Below are 20,925 nucleotides of genomic sequence, written 5' to 3' on the forward strand. Positions count from 1 at the left end.
GCTGGGTCGTGTCTGTTCGGCGCTGGATCGTGTCTGTACGGCGCTGGATCGTGATCAGTCGCTGGGCCGGCGGCTCGGTGGTCCGTCGGCCGGTCGGTTGGATCTGGAGCGGGAGCGCGTCCACGCCGACGCGGCGCGGGTGAGCGGCAGAAGCAGGACGAGGACGGCGAGCAGGGGCGGCGCGACGGGTGCGAGCTCCTCGCGCCACACCCAGCCGCCGACCGCGACGAGATACAGAACCCCCCAGCGCCCCGGCCACGTCAGCCGCCCGCCCGCGCTCGCGAGCAGCAGCCACAGCGGAACGAGGCACAGCAGCTGGCAGACCGGCGGCGCCCAGCGCAGCAGCGGCTCGGGCCCGTCGAGCCCGAGCGTGTCCGCGAGGAAGCCGGCCGTCTTCTCGTACAACGCCCCGTCCACCGGCCGCGGTTCCCGTCCGAGGGCGACCGGTGCGGTGTACAGGGCGAGCAGGGCCGCGTACAGCGCCGTGCCGGGCAGCCACGGGTCGCGCCGGGTGCACAGCGTGAGGGCGGCGACGAACACCACGAGCAGCAGGCCCCCCGCGGTGAGCGAGGGCAACGGCAGCCCGTCCAGCAGCTGACGCCCGGTCAGTGCGGCTTCGGAGGCGTCGTCGAGCCAGGGCAGGTCACGCAGCGGTGCCAGGAAGAAGACGGCGGCGACACCGAGCAGGCTCCAGAGGGCGCCTCTGAGCCACCGTTCCTGTGATTCCTGGCCGGTGGGCCGGTCTTGGGGCTCGTGCGGTGGTGCCCCGGAGTCGTGTGGTGATTCTCCGGAGTCGTGCGCTGGCGCCCCGGGCTCGTGCGCCGGTTCCCGGGACGGCCCCTCCGGCCGCACGATCAACGCCAGTGTGTCCGCCTGCAGCGCCTCGCGTTCGTACCCCGGCCGGCCGATGAACAGCGTCACCGTGTCCTGGTCACCGTCCTTAGGCTGGTACGCGGCCCGGCGGGCCCAGGTCGTGCCGTACCCGGCGGTGGCGTTGAGCTTGGCCCAGCGGGTGCCGTAGGAGGGGTCGGCGGGCGGGCGGACAACGGGCGCGCTGTCGTTGTGGCGCAGTGCCGCGCGGAGCCCGACCGAGGAGACGACGGCGATCAGCGTCATGCTCAGCAGCACCGCCCAGCCGGCGCCCGCGATCCCCGCCGGGGTGAACAGCACGGCCGCGCTGCCCAGCACCAGGACGCACATGGCGCCTTGGAGCGCGGCCAGCACACCCGTGCGCCCCTGGACGCGCAGCACTCCGATGTACAGCTCCACCACAACCCGCGGCAGCGCGCCGAGGGCGAGCAGCCGCAGCACGGTCGAGCCGTGCTCGGCGTAGTCCGGGCTGAAGGGCGTGAGGATGTACGGGGCGAAGAGGACCAGCACCGCCACGACCGGGACCAGCAGCAGCGTCATGCGCCGCAGGGCTCCCCGGACGCCGTCGGCGAGCTGGCGCGGGTCGTGCGAGGCGTGCGCGGTGAGGGACGAGGCCATGTTGATGGCCATGAACTCCATCGTGCCGCCGACGGTGTACGCCACGTAGAAGTAGCCGTTCTCCGCGGCGCTGAAGCGGACCGCGACCATCACCGGCAACAGGTTGATCATGGCGAGGCTGAACAGCGCGCCCAGTGAGTCCCCGGCCAGGAAGCGGCCCATGTCGCGAAGTTTGGGAGGCTCCTTCTCGCGGTCGTGTGCCGCTTGGCCCGGGATGAGCTTGCGGAAGATCAGCCAGCCCAGCGGCAGGGTGGAGAAGGCGATCGCCACCGCCCAGGAGACGAAGATGCCGAGGACGGGCAGGGTGCCGGCGAAGACGGCGAGCAGGGCCAGTTTCCCGACCGAGAACACCGCGTTCCCGGCCGGTACCCACTCCGCCTTGCGCAGTCCGGTGAGCACGCCGTCCTGGAGGGTGAGCAGCGCCCAGGCCACGCACGCGGCGACGAACAACGCGCCCGCCATGGGTGTGCCCAGGGGCGCGTAGGAGGCCCCCCAGGCGTCCAGCGTGAGCAGGAAGACGGCGGCGGCGAGCGCCACGACCAGCGAACTGGCCGCGTACGTGCCCCACACCAGGCGCCCGGTCTCCCGTCCCGCGCGCGGGACGAAGCGCACGACGGCCCCGATCATCGTCGTCGCCGTGATGCTGGCGAGCAGCCGCATCGCGGCGATCGCGGCGGAGCCCTGGCCGACGGCCTCCTCGGAGTAGTAGCGGGCGGCCACCAGCCAGAAGCCCAGGCCCAGTACGGCGGACACGCCGGTGCTGAGCATGAGGAAGTAGGCGTTCTTGAACAGCGAGTCGTGCGTGTGTTCGTTCTCGGCAGGCTGCGGCCCGCCCCCGTCGGTGCGCGTGGGGGCGGGCTCGTGGACCTGGATCTCAGCCACGGGACTACCCCAGCCCTCCCGGTGTCGGCCTGCTCCCAGGCAACTCCCCCGGTGCTTCGACCGGTCGTGCCCCGGACCGCTCCAGCACCTCGACGGCCGTCCGCGCCCGCAGCGGGTCCACGGGCAGCGCGTGCCGCGCGAACCAGCGGGCCGCCTCGGGGGCCGGTGAGGGGTCGGTGAACTCCGCCCCGGCGTAGTCGTCCAGGGGCGGGTCGTAGAGGTAGCCGACGACGATGCCCCGCTGTGCCAGTGCCGCGATCGCCGCGTCCCGGTCCGCCACGAACAGCGGGACGCGGAACAGCGGCTGGGTGCCGTAGGCGTCGCGCGGCTTGGCCCAGGGCGTGGACAGCAGCAGCTCCGTGCCCGCCCGGCAGGCGTCGAGCACGTCGTCGAGCCGGTCCAGCTTGTGCCCGATGCGCCGCAGCCGCAGCGCGCCGGGCTCCTGGCGGTAGTCGTGCATGTCGACCCGCACCCAGGAGTGGTGCGCCTCCAGGCCGGGCGCCCGGGGCTCGGCCCGGGCGAGTTCGTCCGGGCGCAGCGGCATCCGGATCTCCTCGCGGTCCGCGAGACCCAGCAGCCGGATCGCGGCCCAGGCGGCGCGCCGCAGCCGCAGCCCGCGCACCGCCGCCTCCGCGAACGGCCGGACCGCGTAAGCCAGTTCGGAACTCGCCCGGCGCGGGACGAGCAGCCCCGCGCAGGTCTTCTCCACCGCCTCCCGCAGCCCCGGGTCGGCGAGCGAGAGCATGCCTCCGGCCTTGGCGCCGACATGCTTGGACAGGCTGAACGCGGAGGCCTCCCCCCACGCCCCGACCGGCCGGTCCCCCACCCTGCTGCCGATGGCGTGCGCCCCGTCCTCGAACAGCGGGATCCCGAGCGCGTCGCACTTCTGCCGCAGACGCGGCGCCGGGTCCGGGTTGCCGTACAGGTTCGTCGTGAGCACGGCCGAGACCGAGCGCCACGTCTCCTCGGGTACGGCATCGAGGTCGATGGACGCGTCCAGCGGGTTCAACGGCGCCTGCACCGGACGCAGTCCGGCCGCGAGCACGACGAAGAAGATCACGTCGTCGTTGACCGGCGACATCAGCACCCGTCCGCCGGGCGGGCACCAGTGGCGCAGCGCCACGTACAGCCCGAAACGGCACGACGGTACATACACACATTCCCGGCCGAGCCGGACGCGCATGGCCTCTTCCAGCCGCTTCGGCTGTGGACCACGCCGTACCGAGCCCGGACCGGCCTCCCCTACGGCCATCCGCCCCCCTGATGTGCCATGGGAACGCCCCCTCCCCGAGGCCTTCCGGCACCCGCCCAGAGTCGCCCCGTTCGCACCGCTCCGTCAAGATTGCGTCGCGTCCTGTGGATAACTTCCGGCACGTACGCATAAGGTGTCCCGTTTGCCGCGCCGGAGTCGCGCCGTCCGGTCGCCCCGCGCCCTCCTGCCCCGTTCGCGCCCGTCCGCCTCCTCGGACTCTGCCCACGACCGGCGTGCCACCCGTAACGTGTGGCACGACCACGAACACGTGGCGACGACATGGCACACCCGAAAGCGAGGCAGCACCCGATGCCCCCCTTCGATGTCCCCGAGGGTGACCCCTTCGGCCCGCACAATCTGCCGTACGGCGTGTTCTCCCTCCCCGGCTCGTCCCACCGGTCCGTGGGCGTCCGGCTCGGCGACCATGTGCTGGACGCCGGCGCCGCGGCCCACGCGCTGGGCTCCCCGTACGCCGCCCTGCTGGCCCAGCCGAGCCTCAACCCGCTGCTGGCCGCGGGGCGCACGGCCTGGTCGGACGTGCGCCGGGCGCTGACCGCGTGGGTGACCGTGCCGTCCCACCGCGAGACCGTCGAACCACTGTTCCATCCCCTGTCCTCGGTGACCCTGCACCTGCCCTTCGAGGTCGCGGACTACGTGGACTTCTACGCCTCGGAGAACCACGCCCGGAACGTCGGCCAGATCTTCCGCCCCGACGCCGAGGACTCCCTCACCCCCAACTGGAAGCATCTGCCGATCGGCTATCACGGCCGCTCCGGCACGGTCGTCGTCTCCGGCACGGACGTCGTACGCCCCTCCGGCCAGCGCAAGGCGCCCACCGACGCCGCTCCCGTGTTCGGCCCGTCCGTCCGCCTGGACATCGAGGCGGAGGTCGGCTTCGTGGTGGGCGCGCCGTCCCGGATGGGCGAGCCGGTGTCCCTCGACTCCTTCCGCGAGCACGTCTTCGGCCTCTGCCTTCTCAACGACTGGTCCGCGCGCGACGTCCAGGCCTGGGAGTACGTCCCCCTCGGCCCGTTCCTCGGCAAGTCCTTCGCCACCTCGGTGTCGGCCTGGATCACCCCGCTGGACGCCCTGGAGGACGCCCGGGTGACCCCGCCGGCCCGGACGCACGAGCTGCTGCCGTACCTCGACGACAGCGACGAGGAACCCGGCGGCTACGACCTGCGGATCACCGTCTCCGTGAACGGCCACGTCGTCTCCGAGCCGCCCTTCTCCACCATGTACTGGACGGCCGCCCAGCAGCTCGCCCACATGACCGTGAACGGCGCCTGTCTGCGCACCGGCGACCTGTACGGCTCGGGCACGGTGAGCGGCCCGGCGGACCGGGAGCGCGGCTCCCTGCTGGAGCTGACCTGGAACGGCCGCGACCCCCTCGAACTCCCCGACGGCAAGCGGACGTTCCTGGAGGACGGCGACGTGGTGACCCTCTCGGCGTGGGCCCCGGGGCCGGACGGCGTACGCGTGGGGCTCGGCGAGGTGACGGGGCGGGTGACACCACGAGCGGAGTGAACGCTCGCGGCAGGGGCGGGTCTGGCCGACAGTCGCCCCTCCCGGCTCTTTCGATGGCGTTCGACTCCTGACTCACACCGCCCGGCCCGTCATACTGGGCGTCGGGCGGTGTGTCCGCCCGCGCGCGGTACACGGCCCGTTCGGCGAGCACGTCGGCCGTGGCACCGGTGCGCGCAGCAGCCGCTCTCCCCCGCACGACCCGTAGCCGCCCCTCTTCCGACCAGGAACCGGAGCCCGTGGCAATGACCGTCTGCCTGCTCCTGCTGAGCGTTGTCGCCGTGACGGCCGCCGTGCCCGCGCCCCGGGCGCTGACCCGGTCCGCCTGGCCCGAGCGGGAACCGGTGGTCGCGCTGTGGGTGTGGCAGTGCCTGGTCGCCACCGTCCTGCTGTGCTGTGTGACGGCTCTCGCCCTGGGGGCGGCCGCCGTCTTCGGCACGGTGCGCGCCCAGCTCTTCGCTCCGGCGCCGCCCGCCGTGACCGCGGCGTACGACCTGTCCACCGCCCCGCCGTGGGCCGCCACCCTCACCCTGCTGCTGGCCTGCGGCGCCGCCTGGACGACCGCGATGCTCGCGCGCGAACTGGTCGAGGCGCGCCGGCGCCGCGCCCAGGCCCGCGCCCATCTGCGTGAACGCGCCCCCGATCTGCCGGCCGGCCTGCCCGCCGCCCGCGGTCCCCTGCTGGTCCTGGAGGACGAGTACCCCGACGCCTGGTGGATGCCCGGCAGTCCGTCCCAGCTGATCGTCACCACGGGCGCCTTGCACCGTCTCACCGGCCACCAGCTCGACGCCGTCCTCACCCATGAGCGCGGCCACGCCCGCGCCCGCCACGACTGGCTGCTGCATCTGTCCACGGCCCTGGCCACGGGCTTCCCGCGCATCCCTCTGTTCGCCCACTTCTGCGACCAGACCCACCGCCTGGTCGAACTGGCCGCCGACGACACCGCCTCCCGCCGCTGCGGCCACCTGACCACCGCACTGGCCCTGATCGAGCTCAACCAGCACCGCGGCGTCCTGTCCTGCGCCTCCAGCCACCGGCTGCTGGGCGAACGCGTCGACCGGCTCCTGGAACCGCCGCCCCGCCTCGGCCGCAGCCACCGGGCCCTGACGACCACCACGGCCGCGCTCGTACCGCTGCTGCCCCTGCTGATCGCCTTCGCCCCGGGCCTGACGGCGCTGTCGTAGCCGTACCGGCCGGGAGCCAAGGGGGCGGATCCGGCCCTGGAGCGGCGGCGGCCGTGGTGGCAGATCTCCCCACGGGCCCGCCGAAACCGCAGCTCAACCGTCGAACCGGTCACATTCCCGGTGGCGCAACACTCCCGCAACACTACTTTTCCTACCGGATAGGTATGGTCCGAGCCATGCCCATCGACCGCAGCCGAGACCACGCCGGACCGGGAGCCGCGACCACCGTCGCCGCCCACCGCGCGCGGCGACGGCTGCGCGCCGACCGGGCCAGGCAACTGGCGGACCTGCTCCGCCAGCAGACGCTCACCGGCGCCTTCCCCGACGGCACCCTGCCCCACGAGTCGACCCTCGCCGCCGACTACGGCGCCGGCCGCAACACGGTCCGCGAGGCGCTCGACCTGCTGCGGGCCGAGGGCCTCGTGGAACGCCGGCCCGGCGTCGGCACCGTGGTCGTGGCCCACAAGTACCCCCACGGCCTCGACCGCCTGATGGGCCTCGCGGAAACCCTCCGCGAACACGGCCGGGTCACCAACGAGGTCCGCACCATGGGCCCCGCCCCGGCGCCCGCGCCGGTCGCCGAACGCCTCCACCTCGCGCCCGGCACCGACGTCCTCTACATCGAACGCCTGCGCCGTCTGAACGGCCTCCCCCTGTCCCTCGACCTCACCTACATCCCGCTCGACATCGGCACCGAACTGCTCGGCGCCGACCTGGAGAACACCGACGTCTTCCGCCTCCTGGAGGCCGTCACCGGCCAGCCCCTCGGCCACGCCGAGATCACCCTGGAAGCGGTCAGCGCGGACACCCACTCGGCCGCCGTGCTCGAGGCCCCGCGCGGCGCCGCCGTTCTCATGCTGGAACGCCTCACCCACCTCGCGGACGGCCGCCCGGTCGACCTGGAGTTCATCCGATTCCGCGGCGACCGCATCACCATGAGCGGCCTGCTGCACCGGTCTCGGTGACCACACCGCTCGCGCAGATTCCTGGAGACAGCCATGCCCTTGGTGCCCCAGCGGGCCGACGTGCCCGTGACCATCGACGAGTCGAAGTGCATCGACGGCTGCACGCTCTGTGTGGACATGTGCCCGCTGGACTCCCTCGCCATCGACGAGAGCAACGGCAAGGCGTACATGCATGTCGACGAGTGCTGGTACTGCGGTCCGTGCGCGGCCCGATGCCCCACCGGAGCCGTCACGGTCAACATGCCCTATCTGCTCCGGTGAGAGGCCCCAACCGTCATGAAACGCACAGCAGTCGCGGTATCCGCCGTCGTCCTCCTGCTCCCGCTCAGCGCCTGCGGCGGTGACGCCGAGGCCGGCAGCGGCTCCACGGTCACCGTCACCGTCGGCTACCAGTCCAGGACGATCAACACCGTCACGGCGGGCACCCTGCTCCGCTCCTTCGGCTACTTCGAGAAGCAGCTCAACGCCCGCCATGACGGCATCACGTACAAGGTGAACTGGCAGGACTACGCCACCGGCGCCCCCATCACCGCCCAGATGACCGCCGGGAAGATCGACATCGGCTCGATGGGCGACTTCCCGCTGCTCATCAACGCCGCCCGCGGCAAGCAGCTGAGCAGCCCCACCCGCCTGGTCTCGGTCACCGGCTACAACCTCCGCGGCGGCCTCAACACCATCGTCACCGCGCCCGGTTCCAAGCTCGCCACCCTCAAGGACCTCAAGGGCAAGAAGGTCTCCACGAGCGTCGGCTCGGCCGCCGACGGCACCCTCGTACGGGCCCTGCAGCGCGCCGGCATCGACGCGAACAGCGACATCGAGAAGCTCAACCAGCAGCCCTCCGTCGGCGCCTCGGCCCTCACCGCGGGCAGCGCGGACGCCCTGTCCCAGTTCGTCGCCTGGCCAGGCCTGCTCGCCTACCAGGGCAAGGCCAAGGCCCTGTACGACGGGGCCCGGCTGAATCTGCCCACCTTCCACGGCGTCACCGCCCGCGAGGACTTCGCCAAGGAGCGGCCCGCCGTACTGGACGCCTTCCTGAAGGCGCAGGCGCAGGCGACGGACTATCTGAACGACCACCCGGTGGACGCGGCCGAGAAGGTCGCGAAGGCGACCGGCCTGCCCGCCGAGGTCGTCTACCTCTACAACGGCGCTCACGGCATCGCCACCTTCGACCCGGCGATCAAGCCCCAGCTCGTCTCCGCCCTGAAGAAGGACGTCTCGATCCTCAAGTCGGCGAAACTCACCGGCGATGTGGACGTCGACTCCTTCGTCGACGACCAGTACGTGAAGAAGGCCCTCGGCCAGGGGGCGTACACCAAGCGGCTCGCCACGAAGCCCGCGCCGGCCGCGAGCGAGGCCTGGCCCAAGGGCGCCTCGAAGACCGTCACCTTCACCTCCCCCTCCCAGCTGCTGAATTACGTGGCCGGACACCGCGACGATCTCCGCGCCGCCTACGTCCCCGACACCACCACCGGCACCCTGTGGTTCGCCGACAAGGCCGTGTGGGTGGCCGACGGCGACAAGCTGCTGCCCTTCGTCGCACCCGAGACCGCGCAGGCCTACATCGCCGGCCACGGCGGGGCGCGGGTCGTCTCCTACGCCGACGCTCTGGAGCGGGCGTCGTGAGGCGCTATGCGCTCCGCGTGTTCTCCCTGGCCGTCGCCCTCGGCCTGTGGCAGACGCTGACCAGCCTGAACGTCGACCTGTGGCTGCGCTTCTCGCAGTTCCCGACGGTCACCGACGTGGCCCGCGCCTTCGCCGCCCGGCTGTCCGGGCCGGACTACTGGACGGATCTCACCGACAGCCTCACCCGGATCCTCACGGGCTTTCTGCTGGCCGCCGTCCTGGGCGTCGCCACGGGCGTGCTCGTGGCGCGCTCGCGCCTCGCCGAGGACCTGCTCGGCCCGGTGCTGGAGGTGATCCGGCCGATCCCGGCCATCGCGCTCGTCCCCGTCGCGATCCTGCTCTTCCCCTCCAACGAGCAGGGCATCGTCTTCATCACCTGCACCGCCGCGTTCTTCCCGGTCCTGGTCTCCACCCGGCACGCGGTGCGCGCCCTGACCCCCATGTGGGAGGAGGCGGTGCGCACCATGGGAGGCGGCCGGTGGCGGATTCTCGGCTCCGTCGTCCTGCCGGGCGCGCTGCCCGGCGTGTTCGGCGGGCTGTCCGTCGGCATCGGCGTGTCCTGGATCTGTGTGATCTCCGCCGAGATGATCTCCGGCCAGTACGGGGTGGGCTACCGCACCTGGCAGGACTACACCGTCGTCGACTACCCGGGTGTGTTCGTCGGCATGGTCACCATCGGCGTGCTCGGCTGGCTCACCTCCACGGCCGTGGAGTTGCTGGGCCGCCGCCTCACCCGCTGGCTGCCCCGCACCGCCTACGTCCCCGGCGCCCGGCCGCCCCGGCCCGCCCGGGCCGTGAAGCCCACGCCGACCGCACCCGCCGCCGCATCCGGCGGCTCTGTTTCCGGTGGCCCCGCATCCGAGGAGGCACGCGATGAGCACCTCGTCTGACACCGTCCCGAACACCTCGTCCAAGGCCGTCCCGAACACCTCGTCCAAGGCCGTCCCGAACACCTCGTCCGAGGCCGCCCGGGGCACCTCGCCCGAGGCCGACGGCAGCGCGACGCCGGTGCGCGGCACCCGGCTCACCCTGTCGGGCGCCTCCCTCGGCCGCCCAGGCGCACCCGCCCTGGACGATGTCGACCTGGACGTCGCCCCCGGCGAGATCCTCACCGTCGTCGGCCCGTCCGGCTGCGGCAAGTCGACCCTCCTGCGCACCCTGGCCGGGCTGCTGTCGCCGCTCTCCGGGGAGATCACCCAGGACGGGCACCCGCTGACCGGCCCCGCTGCCGATCGCGCCCTGGTCTTCCAGGAGGACGCCCTGCTCCCCTGGCGCACCCTGCGCGCCAACGTCGAACTGCCCCTCGCCATCCGCCGCGTGTCCCGAGCCGAGCGCCGGGAGCAGGCCCAGGCCTGGTTGGAGCGGGTCGGACTCGGCTCGCAGGCACGGCAGTTGCCGCACCGGGTATCCGGCGGGCAGCGCCAGCGCGTCCAGCTGGCCCGCGCCCTGGCCGCACGCCCCCGCGCCGTCCTGATGGACGAGCCGTTCGGCGCGCTCGACGCCCAGACCCGGGCCGGCATGCAGGACCTGCTGGTGGAGGTGCTGCACGGCACGGGCGCGACCGTCGTCTTCGTCACCCATGACGTGGACGAGGCGCTCTTCCTCGGCGACCGTGTGGCCCTGCTCGGCGCGGGCGGCCTCGTCGCCGTACGGGACGTGCCCCGCCCGCGCGACCGGGGCGCGCACGACGACCCGGCGCGCGTGGCCCTGCGGCGCGACGTCCTCACCTCGCTCGGTACGTGAAAGGCACCCCGGTGACCACCTCCGTGAACCCCCCTGCGGACACCTCCCTGGCAGTCCCGTCCCTCGCCGACGCCGAGGAACTGACCTGCGATGTCCTCGTCATCGGCGGCGGCACCGCCGGCACCATGGCCGCGCTGACCGCCGCCGAGCACGGCGCCAACGTGCTGCTGCTGGAGAAGGCCCACGTCCGCCACTCCGGCGCGCTCGCCATGGGCATGGACGGCGTCAACAACGCGGTCATCCCGGGCCGCGCCGAACCGGACGACTACGTCGCCGAGATCACCCGCGCCAACGACGGCATCGTCGACCAGTCCACCGTCCGCCAGACCGCCACCCGCGGCTTCGGCATGGTGCAGCGGCTGGAGTCGTACGGCGTGAAGTTCGAGAAGGACGAGCACGGCGACTACGCGGTCCGCCAGGTCCACCGCTCCGGCTCCTATGTGCTGCCGATGCCGGAGGGCAAGGACGTCAAGAAGGTCCTCTACCGGCAGCTGCGGCGGCGCGAGATGCGGGAGCGGATCCGCATCGAGAACCGGGTGATGCCGGTGCGTGTCCTCACCGCCGAGGGACGCGCCGTCGGAGCGGCGGGCTTCAACACCCGCACCGGGCAGTTCGTCCAGGTCCGCGCGGGCGCGGTGATCCTCGCGACCGGCGCCTGCGGCCGCCTCGGTCTGCCCGCCTCCGGCTACCTCTACGGCACCTACGAGAACCCCACCAACGCGGGCGACGGCTACGCCATGGCCTACCACGCGGGCGCCGAGCTGACCGGCATCGAGTGCTTCCAGATCAACCCGCTGATCAAGGACTACAACGGCCCGGCCTGCGCGTATGTCGCCAACCCCTTCGGCGGCTACCAGGTCAACCGGCACGGCGAACGCTTCGTCGACTCCGACTACTGGTCGGGCCAGATGATGGCCGAGTTCGCCGCGGAGGTCGCCTCCGACCGGGGCCCGGTCTACCTGAAGCTCAGCCACCTCCCCGAGGAGTCGGTCTCGGCCCTGGAGTCGATCCTGCACTCCACCGAACGCCCGACCCGCGGCACCTTCCACTCCGGGCGCGGCCACGACTACCGCACCCACGACATCGAGATGCACATCTCCGAGATCGGCCTGTGCGGCGGCCACTCCGCCTCCGGCGTCCGGGTGGACGACCAGGCCCGTACGACCGTGCCCCGGCTGTACGCGGCCGGCGACCTGGCCTGCGTGCCGCACAACTACATGATCGGCGCGTTCGTCTACGGCGACCTCGCGGGCGCGGACGCGTCCCAGTATGCCCCCTACGAAGGGGAGTTGCCTGCCGAGCAGCTCCGTCAGGCGCACGAGCTGATCTACCGCCCGCTGCGCAACCCCGACGGCCCTCCGCAGCCCCAGGTCGAGTACAAGCTGCGCCGCTTCGTGAACGACTACGTGGCCCCGCCGAAGTCCGGTGCCCGGCTGTCGCTCGCCCTGGAGGCGTTCGAGCGGATGCACGCCGACATCGCCGAGATGGGCGCCAACACCGCGCACGAACTGATGCGCTGCGCGGAGGTCACCTTCATCCGCGACTGCGCGGAGATGGCCGCCCGTTCCTCCCTGGCCCGCACGGAGTCCCGCTGGGGCCTCTACCACGACCGCCTCGACCACCCCCAGCGTGACGACGCGTCCTGGTTCCACCATCTCGATCTGCACAAGTCCCCCTCTGGTGCGATGGAGTTCACGGCCCGTCCCGTGGCTCCCTATCTCGTTCCGGTCGACGGCTTCACCCCCGTCGGAGGCGAGTCCCGGCTCATCGGCGAGGTCCACGCCGAGGACGTGGCGATGGCGGGGCCACGCGATGTGGCACCGGTGGCCGCCCAGGTGGGAGGAACCGGGGCCGAGCAGCCGCAGCAGCCCGCACCGTCCTCGCCCCCCGCTCCCGCCCCCGAGCAGTCCTCCGCCCGTCTCCTCGAACTGGTCGCCCTGGCCGACGAGGAGCCCGAACTCGACGCCCTTCAGCCGTATCTGACCGATCCCGCGCCCGCCGTCCGGCGCGAGGCGGTCGCCGTCCTCACCGAGACGCTGCCGCCCGGAACCGGCCGCGCCCTCGCCTCCGCCCTGCGCGACAGCGCCGCCGAGGTGCGGGCCGCCGCGGCCGCGTCACTGCGAGAGCTCGTCGAGACGCTCCCGCCCGAGCCCGATCTGCGCGACGGCCTCGCCGCCGCCCTGGCCGAGCCCGACCCGGTGGTCCGCGCCGCAGCGCTGGACGTCCTGCGTGCCCTGCGCCTCGGGGACGCCGCCCTGTTCGCGGACTCCGTGACCGATGCCGACATCGCCGTCCGGATCGAGGCCGTACGCGCGCTGGTGTCGGTCGACGCCGCCGAGGAACTGTCCCGCGCGGCGGTCGCCGACCCGTCCCGTGAGGTCCGGGTGGCGATCGCCAAGGGGCTGGCCACCGTGGGGTCCGAGCGGCTGTCCGGTGCCCTTCCGGCCGACTCCGATTCCGCCGCCGGCTCGATCGAAGCGGCCCTCACCGATCTCCTCGACGACCCCGACGCCCTGGTGCGTGCGGCGGCCTACGGGGCACTGGGCACCACCGGCTGTCCGGCGCCCCTCACCCCGCGTGCCGTGGCCGCCCTGGCGGAATCGGCCTGGCAGGTACGGGGCGGAGCGGCCACAGCCCTGTCCGTCGCCGACCCGGAGGTGGCGGTACCCGCCCTCGCCAAGACCCTCGCGGACGCCAACGCCGATGTCCGCAAGGCCGCGGTCCTGGCCCTGACCCGGCACCGCACCTCCGAGGAGGCCCGCGCCGCCCTGGCCACGGCGACGACGGACTCCGACGCGGACGTCAGGGCGTACGCGGCACGGGCGCTGTGACCGGGCCGTATCCCGGAGCCAGGTCCGGGCCCTGTCCCGGAGCTATGTGACCTGGCCGGAGCCCGGCCTCATATCCAGTCGGGTTCCGGCTCGGTCATCTCGGGCCAGTCGTCCGGCCCGTCCATCTGCGGGCCGGGCGCCTGGGCCGGAGCGCGGCCGGATCCCTGGGCCGGAGTCCCGTCGGGCGCCTGATCCGGGGCCGGGCCGGGCTGCCCGCCCAGTGACGCGAGCACCTCCAGCACGCCCTCCCCGTACGTCGCGAGCTTCTTCTCGCCCACCCCGCCGATCCCACCGAGCTCGGCCACCGACGCCGGCCAGGCCATAGCGATCTCCCGCAGCGTGGCGTCGTGGAAGATGACGTAGGCCGGGACGCCCTGTTCGCGTGCCTGCTCGGCCCGCCAGGCGCGCAGTGCCTCGAAGGCCGGCACCAGCGTCTCGGGCAGCTCGGCGGCGGCCGCCTTGCCCTTGCCCCGTCCGGAGCCCGAGGCCGACGAGGACCCCGACCGGGAGGTCACCGGCTTCTTCGGCTCCTTGCGCAGCGGCACGTCCTGCTCCCGCCGCAGCACCGTCCCGCTGCCCTCGGTCAGCACCAGCGTGCCGTACTCGCCCTCCACGGCGAGCAGCCCCTGGGCCAGCAGCTGCCGGATGACGCCCCGCCACTCGGCCTCGGCCAGCTCCTCGCCGATGCCGAACACCGACAGCTGGTCGTGGTCGAACTGGATGACCTTGCCGGTCCGCTTCCCCAGCAGGATGTCGACGATCTGCACGGCGCCGAACTTCTGGCCGCGCTCGCGCTGCAGCCGCACCACCGTCGAGAGCACCTTCTGCGCCGCGACCGTGCCGTCCCAGGTCTCCGGCGGGGTCAGGCAGGTGTCGCAGTTGCCGCAGCCGGCCGGGTCCGGGTCCTGGCCGAAGTAGGCGAGGAGCTGGCCCCGGCGGCACTGGACGGTCTCGCACAGCGCCAGCATCGAGTCCAGGTGGGCCTGGGCCCGCCGCCGGAAGGCCTCGTCGCCCTCGCCGGACTGGATCAGCTTGCGCTGCTGTATGACGTCGTTCAGCCCATAGGCCATCCAGGCCGTCGACGGCAGCCCGTCACGGCCGGCCCGGCCCGTCTCCTGGTAGTAGCCCTCGACCGACTTGGGCAGGTCGAGGTGGGCGACGAAGCGGACGTCCGGCTTGTCGATGCCCATGCCGAAGGCGATGGTCGCGACCACGACCAGGCCGTCCTCCCGCAGGAAGCGGGACTGGTGGGCCGCGCGGGTGCCCGCGTCCAGGCCCGCGTGGTAAGGCACCGCCTCGACGCCGTTGCGGCTGAGGAACTCGGCGGTCTTCTCCACGGAGTTGCGCGAGAGGCAGTAGACGATGCCCGCGTCGCCCGCGTGCTCCTCGCGCAGGAAGTTCAGCAGCTGCTTCTTGGGGTCCGCCTTCGGCACGACCCGGTACTGGATGTTGGGCCGGTCGAAGCTCGCCACGAAGTGGCGGGCCGCCGGCATGTTCAGCCGCTCGGTGATCTCCTGGTGCGTGGCGCGTGTGGCCGTCGCGGTGAGGGCGATCCGCGGCACGTCCGGCCAGCGCTCGCCGAGCAGCGACAGTGTCAGGTAGTCGGGCCGGAAGTCGTGGCCCCACTGGGAGACGCAGTGCGCCTCGTCGATCGCGAACACGGAGATCTTGCCGCGCGAGAGCAGATCGAGCGTGTTCTCCAGCCGCAGCCGCTCCGGCGCCAGGTACAGCAGGTCCAGCTCGCCCGCGAGGAACTCGGCCTCCACCACCCGACGCTCGTCGAAGTCCTGCGTGGAGTTCACGAACCCGGCCCGCACGCCCAGCGCCCGCAGCGCGTCGACCTGGTCCTGCATCAGGGCGATGAGGGGGGAGACGACGATCCCCGTGCCCGGCCGGACCAGGGCCGGGACCTGGTAGCACAGGGACTTGCCGGCGCCGGTCGGCATGAGCACGACGGAGTCACCGCCCGCGACCACGTGCTCGATGACCGCTTCCTGCTCGCCCCGGAAGGCCTCGTACCCGAAGACCCGGTGCAGCGTGGCCAGCGCCTCGCTCTGCGTCACTGACATCTCAGCGATACCGCCCGTCCCACCCATCGTCCTGTCCCCCGTACGTCGTCCCTCGACCACTGCCTCCACGATAGGGGTCCCCACCGACAGCCCCGAAGTTATCCACAAGCCGGACCGCCACCCCCTCAAGGCCGAGGGACCACCACCCCCTCAAGGCCGACGGCCCAGCACCCCGAGAAGGGACGCCGGGCCGCAGCCTCATCCAGGCAAGCGCGCGTCAGCGCACGAACACCCCCGCCTGCCCCGCCAGATCCAGGAAGTACTGCGGCGCCACACCGAGCACCAGCGTGACCGCCACACCCACCCCGATCGCCGTCATCGTCAGCGGCGACGGCACGGCCACCGTCGGGCCCTCCGGCCGCGGCTCGCTGAAGAACATCAGCACGATGACGCGGATGTAGAAGAACGCCGCGATCGCCGAGGAGATCACACCGACCACGACCAGCGGGGCGGCCCCGCCCTCCGCCGCCGCCTTGAACACGGCGAACTTCCCGGCGAAGCCGGAGGTCAGCGGGATGCCCGCGAAGGCCAGCAGGAACACCGCGAACACGGCCGCCACCAGCGGCGAGCGCCGGCCGAGCCCCGCCCACTTGGACAGGTGCGTCGCCTCGCCGCCCGCGTCCCTCACGAGCGTGACCACCGCGAAGGCGCCGATCGTCACGAACGAGTACGCCGCCAGGTAGAAGAGGACCGACGAGACACCGTCCGGCGTGGTGGCGATGACACCCGCGAGGATGAACCCGGCGTGCGCGATCGACGAGTACGCCAGCAGCCGCTTGATGTCGGTCTGCGTGATCGCGACGATCGCGCCGCCCAGCATGGTGATGATCGCCACGGCCCACATCACCGGCCGCCAGTCCCAGCGCAGGCCGGGCAGGACGACGTACAGCACGCGCAGCAGCGCGCCGAACGCCGCCACCTTCGTCGCCGCCGCCATGAATCCGGTCACCGGCGTCGGCGCGCCCTGGTACACGTCCGGCGTCCACATGTGGAACGGCACCGCGCCCACCTTGAACAGCAGGCCCATCACCAGCAGCGCGGCGCCGATCAGCAGCAGCGCGTCGTTGCCCATGGTGCCGGCGAGCGCCGGGTTGACGTCCTGCACGGTGCCGTCGACGACCTGCGCGATCGTCGCGTACGACATCGAGCCCGCGTAGCCGTACAGCAGCGCGATGCCGAACAGGGTGAACGCGGAGGCGAAGGCGCCGAGCAGGAAGTACTTGACCGCCGCCTCCTGCGACATCATCCGCTTGCGGCGGGCCAGCGCGCACAGCAGGTACAGCGGGAGGGAGAAGACCTCCAGCGCCACGAACAGCGTCAGCAGGTCGTTGGCCGCCGGGAAGATCAGCATGCCGGCGACGGCGAACAGCAGCAGCGGGAACACCTCGGTGGTGGTGAACCCGGCCTTGACCGCGGCCTTCTCGCTCTCGCTGCCCGGCACGGACGCGGCCTGCGCGGCGAAGGAGTCGACGCGGTTGCCGTGCGCCTCGGGGTCGAGGCGCCGCTCGGCGAAGGTGAACAGGCCGACCAGGGCCGCCAGCAGGATCGTGCCCTGGAGGAAGAGGGCCGGTCCGTCGACGGCGATGGCGCCCATCGCCGCGATGCGCGCCTTGGTCGTGCCGTATCCGTCGGCCGCGAGCGCCACGACCGCCGCGAAGGCGGCCGCGATCGCGACGACGGACACGAACATCTGGACGTAATAGCGGGATTTGCGCGGTACGAACGCCTCGATCAGGATCCCGAGGATCGCCGCACCGACGATGATCAGGGTGGGGGCGAGCTGCCCGTATTCGATCTTCGGCGCGTCGATCTTCGAGATCGGTTCGGCCGCCGTTGTCCACAGGCTGTGGACGGCTGTTGCGCTCACTTGGCCGCCTCCACCTCGGGCTTGGGGTCCTTCTGCTGTACGTCGGACATGGTCTGTTTGACCGCCGGGTCGATGATCTGGGTGAGGGGCTTCGGGTAGACGCCCAGGAAGATCAGCAGGACGACCAGCGGGGCGACGACGACGAGCTCACGCACCCTGAGGTCCGGCATCTTCGCGAGCTCGGGTTTCAGCGGGCCCGTCATCGTCCGCTGGTAGAGGACGAGGGTGTAGAGCGCGGCCAGGACGATGCCGAAGGTGGCGATGATGCCGACCACCGGGTACCGCGTGAACGTGCCGACCAGGACCAGGAACTCGCTGACGAACGGGGCGAGTCCCGGCAGCGACAGGGTCGCAAGCCCGCCGATCAGGAACGTGCCGGCGAGCACCGGCGCGACCTTCTGCACTCCGCCGTAGTCGGCGATGAGCCGCGAGCCGCGCCGGGAGATCAGGAAGCCCGCCACCAGCATCAGCGCGGCGGTCGAGATGCCGTGGTTGACCATGTAGAGCGTCGCCCCGGACTGGCCCTGGCTGGTCATCGCGAAGATGCCCATGATGATGAAGCCGAAGTGGGAGATCGACGCGTACGCCACCAGCCGCTTGATGTCGCGCTGGCCGACCGCGAGCAACGCCCCGTAGATGATGCTGATGAGCGCCAGCACGAGGATCGCGGGCGTCGCCCACTTGCTCGCCTCCGGGAAGAGCTGGAGGCAGAAGCGGAGCATCGCGAAGGTGCCGACCTTGTCGACGACCGCCGTGATGAGGACGGCGACCGGCGCGGTGGACTCCTGCATCGCGTTGGGCAGCCAGGTGTGCAGCGGCCACAGCGGGGCCTTCACCGCGAAGGCGAAGAAGAAGCCCAGGAACAGCCATCGTTCGGTGTTGGTCGCCATGTCGAGCGAGCCGTTGGCCCGGGCCTCGGCGATCTCCGTGAGCGAGAAGTTCCCGGCGACCACGTACAGGCCGATCACCGCGGCCAGCATGATCAGACCGCCGACCAGGTTGTAGAGGAGGAACTTCACCGCCGCATACGTCCGTTGCGTCGCGGCCGCCTTCTCGCCGTGCTCGTGGGCACGGTCCCCGAAGCCGCCGATGAGGAAGTACATCGGGATCAGCATGGCTTCGAAGAAGATGTAGAAGAGGAAGACATCGGTGGCCTCGAAGGAGATGATCACCATCGCCTCGACGGCCAGGATCAGGGCGAAGAAGCCCTGCGTCGGCCGCCACCGCGTGGACCCGGTCTCCAGCGGGTCGGCGTCGTGCCAGCCCGCGAGGACGATGAACGGGATCAGCAGGGCCGTGAGCGCGATCAGCGCCACCGCGATGCCGTCCACGCCCAGTTCGTAGCGGACGCCGAAGTCGGCGATCCAGGAGTGGGACTCGGTGAGCTGGTAGCGGTCGCCGTCCGGGTCGAAGCGGACCAGGACGACGATCGCGAGGACGAGCGTGGCGAGCGAGAAGAGCAGCGCCAGCCATTTGGCGACGGTGCGCTTCGCGGCCGGTACGGCGGCCGTGGCGATCGCCCCGAGCGCCGGGAGCGCCGCTGTCGCTGTCAGCAGAGGAAAGGACATCGGTATCAGACCGCCCTCATCAGCAGGGTCACGGCGACCAGGACCGCCGCACCGCCGAACATCGAGACCGCGTAGGAGCGGGCGAAGCCGTTCTGCAGCTTGCGCATCCGCCCGGAGAGGCCGCCGACCGAGGCCGCCGTGCCGTTGACGACGCCGTCGACCAGGGTGTGGTCGACGTAGACCAGGGACCGCGTGAGGTGTTCGCCGCCGCGGACCAGGACGACGTGGTTGAAGTCGTCCTGGAGCAGGTCGCGCCGAGCGGCCCGGGTGAGCAGCGATCCGCGCGGGGCGACAACCGGGACCGGGCGTCGTCCGTACTGCGCCCAGGCGAGGGCGACGCCGACGACCATGCAGGTGACGGTCGCGCCGGTGACCGCGGCGGCGCTGAGCGGCGAGTCACCGTGGCTGTGCCCGGTGATCGGCTCCAGCCAGTGCACGAAGCGGTCGCCGATGCTGAAGAACCCACCGGCGGCCACCGACCCGACGGCCAGCACGATCATCGGGATCGTCATGACCTTGGGCGACTCGTGCGGATGCGGTTCGTTGCCGTTCGCGTCGGGCTGCCAGCGCTTCTCGCCGAAGAACGTCATCAGCATCACGCGCGTCATGTAGAACGCCGTGATGGCCGCGCCCAGCAGGGCCACGCCGCCGAGGATCCAGCCCTCGGTGCCGCCCTTGGCGAACGCCGACTCGATGATCATGTCCTTGGAGAAGAAGCCGGACAGGCCCGGGAAGCCGATGATCGCCAGATAGCCGAGCCCGAAGGTGACGAAGGTGATCGGCATGTACGTCCTGAGGCCTCCGTACTTCCTCATGTCCACCTCGTCGTTCATGCCGTGCATGACCGAACCGGCGCCGAGGAACAGCCCCGCCTTGAAGAAGCCGTGCGTCACCAGGTGCATGATCGCGAAGACGTAACCGATGGGGCCGAGGCCCGCGGCGAGCACCATGTAGCCGATCTGCGACATGGTCGAGCCGGCCAGTGCCTTCTTGATGTCGTCCTTCGCGCAACCGACGATCGCACCGAACAGGAGCGTGACGGCACCGACGACGGTGACGACCAGTTGGGCGTCCGGGGCGCCGTTGAAGACGGCCGCGGAGCGGACGATCAGGTACACGCCCGCGGTCACCATCGTCGCGGCGTGGATGAGGGCCGAGACCGGGGTCGGGCCCTCCATCGCGTCCCCGAGCCAGGACTGCAGCGGTACCTGGGCGGACTTGCCGCAGGCGGCGAGCAGCAACATCAGGGCGATGGCGGTCAGCTTGTCCTCACCGGCGGCACCGGCGAGCCCGGCCTCCCCCTCGGTGCCGAGCACCGGCCCGAAGGCGAAGGTGCCGAACCACAGGAACATCAGCATGATCGCGATGGACAGGCCCATGTCGCCGACGCGGTTGACCAGGAAGGCCTTCTTCGCGGCAGTGGCGGCGCTGGGCTTGTGCTGCCAGAAGCCGATCAGCAGGTAGGAGGCGAGACCGACGCCCTCCCAGCCGACGTACAGCAGCAGGTAGTTGTCGGCGAGGACGAGCAGCAGCATCGCCGCGAGGAACAGGTTCAGATAGCCGAAGAAGCGGCGGCGCCGCTCGTCGTGCTCCATGTACCCGACGGAGTAGAGGTGGATCAGCGAGCCGACGCCCGAGATCAGCAGGACGAACGTCATCGACAGCTGGTCGAGCTGGAAGGCGACGTCCGCCTGGAAGCCCTCGACCGGGATCCAGCTGAACAGGTGCTGGCCCATCTCCCGGTGCTCCGGGTCCTTGCCCAGCATGTCGGCGAACAGCACCAGGCCGAGCACGAAGGACGTGGCGGCGAGGGCCGTGCCGATCCAGTGGCCGACGGCGTCCAGCCGGCGTCCGCCGCACAGCAGGACCACCGCTCCGAGCAGGGGCGCCGCCACCAGCAGCGCAATCAGGTTCTCCACGATTCTTCCG

The 20,925-nt window shown here is 71.8% G+C and carries 14 protein-coding genes; 8 read left to right on the forward strand and 6 right to left on the reverse strand.

All coding sequences use genetic code 11. From position 1 onward, the window contains the following. Positions 1-54: 54 nt before the first annotated feature. Complete coding sequence (locus KJK29_RS14670) at positions 55-2,370, reverse strand: lipopolysaccharide biosynthesis protein (RefSeq protein WP_407700481.1); 2,316 nt, start codon at positions 2,368-2,370, stop codon at positions 55-57. A gap of 4 nt (positions 2,371-2,374) precedes the next feature. Continuing rightward, a complete protein-coding gene (locus KJK29_RS14675; protein WP_215119560.1) occupies positions 2,375-3,622 on the reverse strand; it encodes a DegT/DnrJ/EryC1/StrS family aminotransferase in 1,248 nt (415 codons plus the stop codon). A gap of 309 nt (positions 3,623-3,931) precedes the next feature. On the opposite strand from KJK29_RS14675, the gene fahA reads away from it, so the two are divergent. The 8 genes from fahA (at position 3,932) to KJK29_RS14715 (ending at position 13,492) form a co-directional block, all read left to right on the forward strand. Further along, positions 3,932-5,149, forward strand: a complete 1,218-nt coding sequence (gene fahA, locus KJK29_RS14680) for a fumarylacetoacetase (RefSeq protein WP_215119562.1) — start codon at positions 3,932-3,934, stop codon at positions 5,147-5,149. Between the two features lie 242 nt (positions 5,150-5,391). Continuing rightward, a complete protein-coding gene (locus KJK29_RS14685) occupies positions 5,392-6,330 on the forward strand; it encodes a M56 family metallopeptidase (RefSeq protein ID WP_215124283.1) in 939 nt (312 codons plus the stop codon). A gap of 164 nt (positions 6,331-6,494) precedes the next feature. Continuing rightward, on the forward strand, positions 6,495-7,295 hold the full coding sequence (locus tag KJK29_RS14690; protein WP_370869137.1) for a GntR family transcriptional regulator: 801 nt from the start codon (positions 6,495-6,497) through the stop codon (positions 7,293-7,295). 33 nt (positions 7,296-7,328) lie between these two features. Further along, positions 7,329-7,556, forward strand: coding sequence for a 4Fe-4S dicluster domain-containing protein (locus KJK29_RS14695; RefSeq protein WP_030790138.1), 228 nt, complete (start codon positions 7,329-7,331; stop codon positions 7,554-7,556). 15 nt (positions 7,557-7,571) lie between these two features. Continuing rightward, entirely contained in the window at positions 7,572-8,918 is a 1,347-nt protein-coding gene (locus KJK29_RS14700) for an ABC transporter substrate-binding protein (protein ID WP_215119565.1), read from the forward strand. After that, positions 8,915-9,808 (forward strand): ABC transporter permease, encoded by an 894-nt coding sequence (locus KJK29_RS14705; protein WP_215119566.1) that lies wholly within the window; start codon positions 8,915-8,917, stop codon positions 9,806-9,808. Before KJK29_RS14700 ends, KJK29_RS14705 begins: the two co-directional genes overlap by 4 nt. Beyond that, positions 9,792-10,661, forward strand: a complete 870-nt coding sequence (locus tag KJK29_RS14710; RefSeq protein WP_251057801.1) for an ABC transporter ATP-binding protein — start codon at positions 9,792-9,794, stop codon at positions 10,659-10,661. The genes KJK29_RS14705 and KJK29_RS14710 overlap by 17 nt, the downstream gene beginning before the upstream one ends. Positions 10,662-10,672: 11 nt before the next feature. After that, positions 10,673-13,492 carry a fumarate reductase/succinate dehydrogenase flavoprotein subunit gene (locus tag KJK29_RS14715; RefSeq protein WP_251057802.1) on the forward strand — a complete coding sequence of 940 codons (2,820 nt, stop codon included), beginning with the start codon at positions 10,673-10,675 and terminating at the stop codon, positions 13,490-13,492. Between the two features lie 68 nt (positions 13,493-13,560). Here the strand turns inward: KJK29_RS14715 and recQ are convergent, their stop codons facing one another. From recQ to nuoL, 4 genes are all read right to left on the reverse strand, one after another. Next, entirely contained in the window at positions 13,561-15,588 is a 2,028-nt protein-coding gene (recQ, locus tag KJK29_RS14720; RefSeq protein WP_215119567.1) for a DNA helicase RecQ, read from the reverse strand. A 190-nt stretch (positions 15,589-15,778) separates the two neighbouring features. Continuing rightward, a complete protein-coding gene (nuoN, locus tag KJK29_RS14725) occupies positions 15,779-17,428 on the reverse strand; it encodes an NADH-quinone oxidoreductase subunit NuoN (RefSeq protein ID WP_215119569.1) in 1,650 nt (549 codons plus the stop codon). Beyond that, positions 17,425-18,996, reverse strand: coding sequence for an NADH-quinone oxidoreductase subunit M (locus tag KJK29_RS14730; RefSeq protein WP_215119570.1), 1,572 nt, complete (start codon positions 18,994-18,996; stop codon positions 17,425-17,427). The genes nuoN and KJK29_RS14730 overlap by 4 nt, the downstream gene beginning before the upstream one ends. A gap of 5 nt (positions 18,997-19,001) precedes the next feature. After that, positions 19,002-20,915: an NADH-quinone oxidoreductase subunit L gene (gene nuoL, locus KJK29_RS14735; RefSeq protein ID WP_215119572.1), complete on the reverse strand. Its 1,914-nt coding sequence runs from the start codon at positions 20,913-20,915 to the stop codon at positions 19,002-19,004. Positions 20,916-20,925 lie beyond the last annotated feature (10 nt).

This window comes from Streptomyces koelreuteriae (assembly GCF_018604545.1).
GTDB lineage: Bacteria > Actinomycetota > Actinomycetes > Streptomycetales > Streptomycetaceae > Streptomyces > Streptomyces koelreuteriae.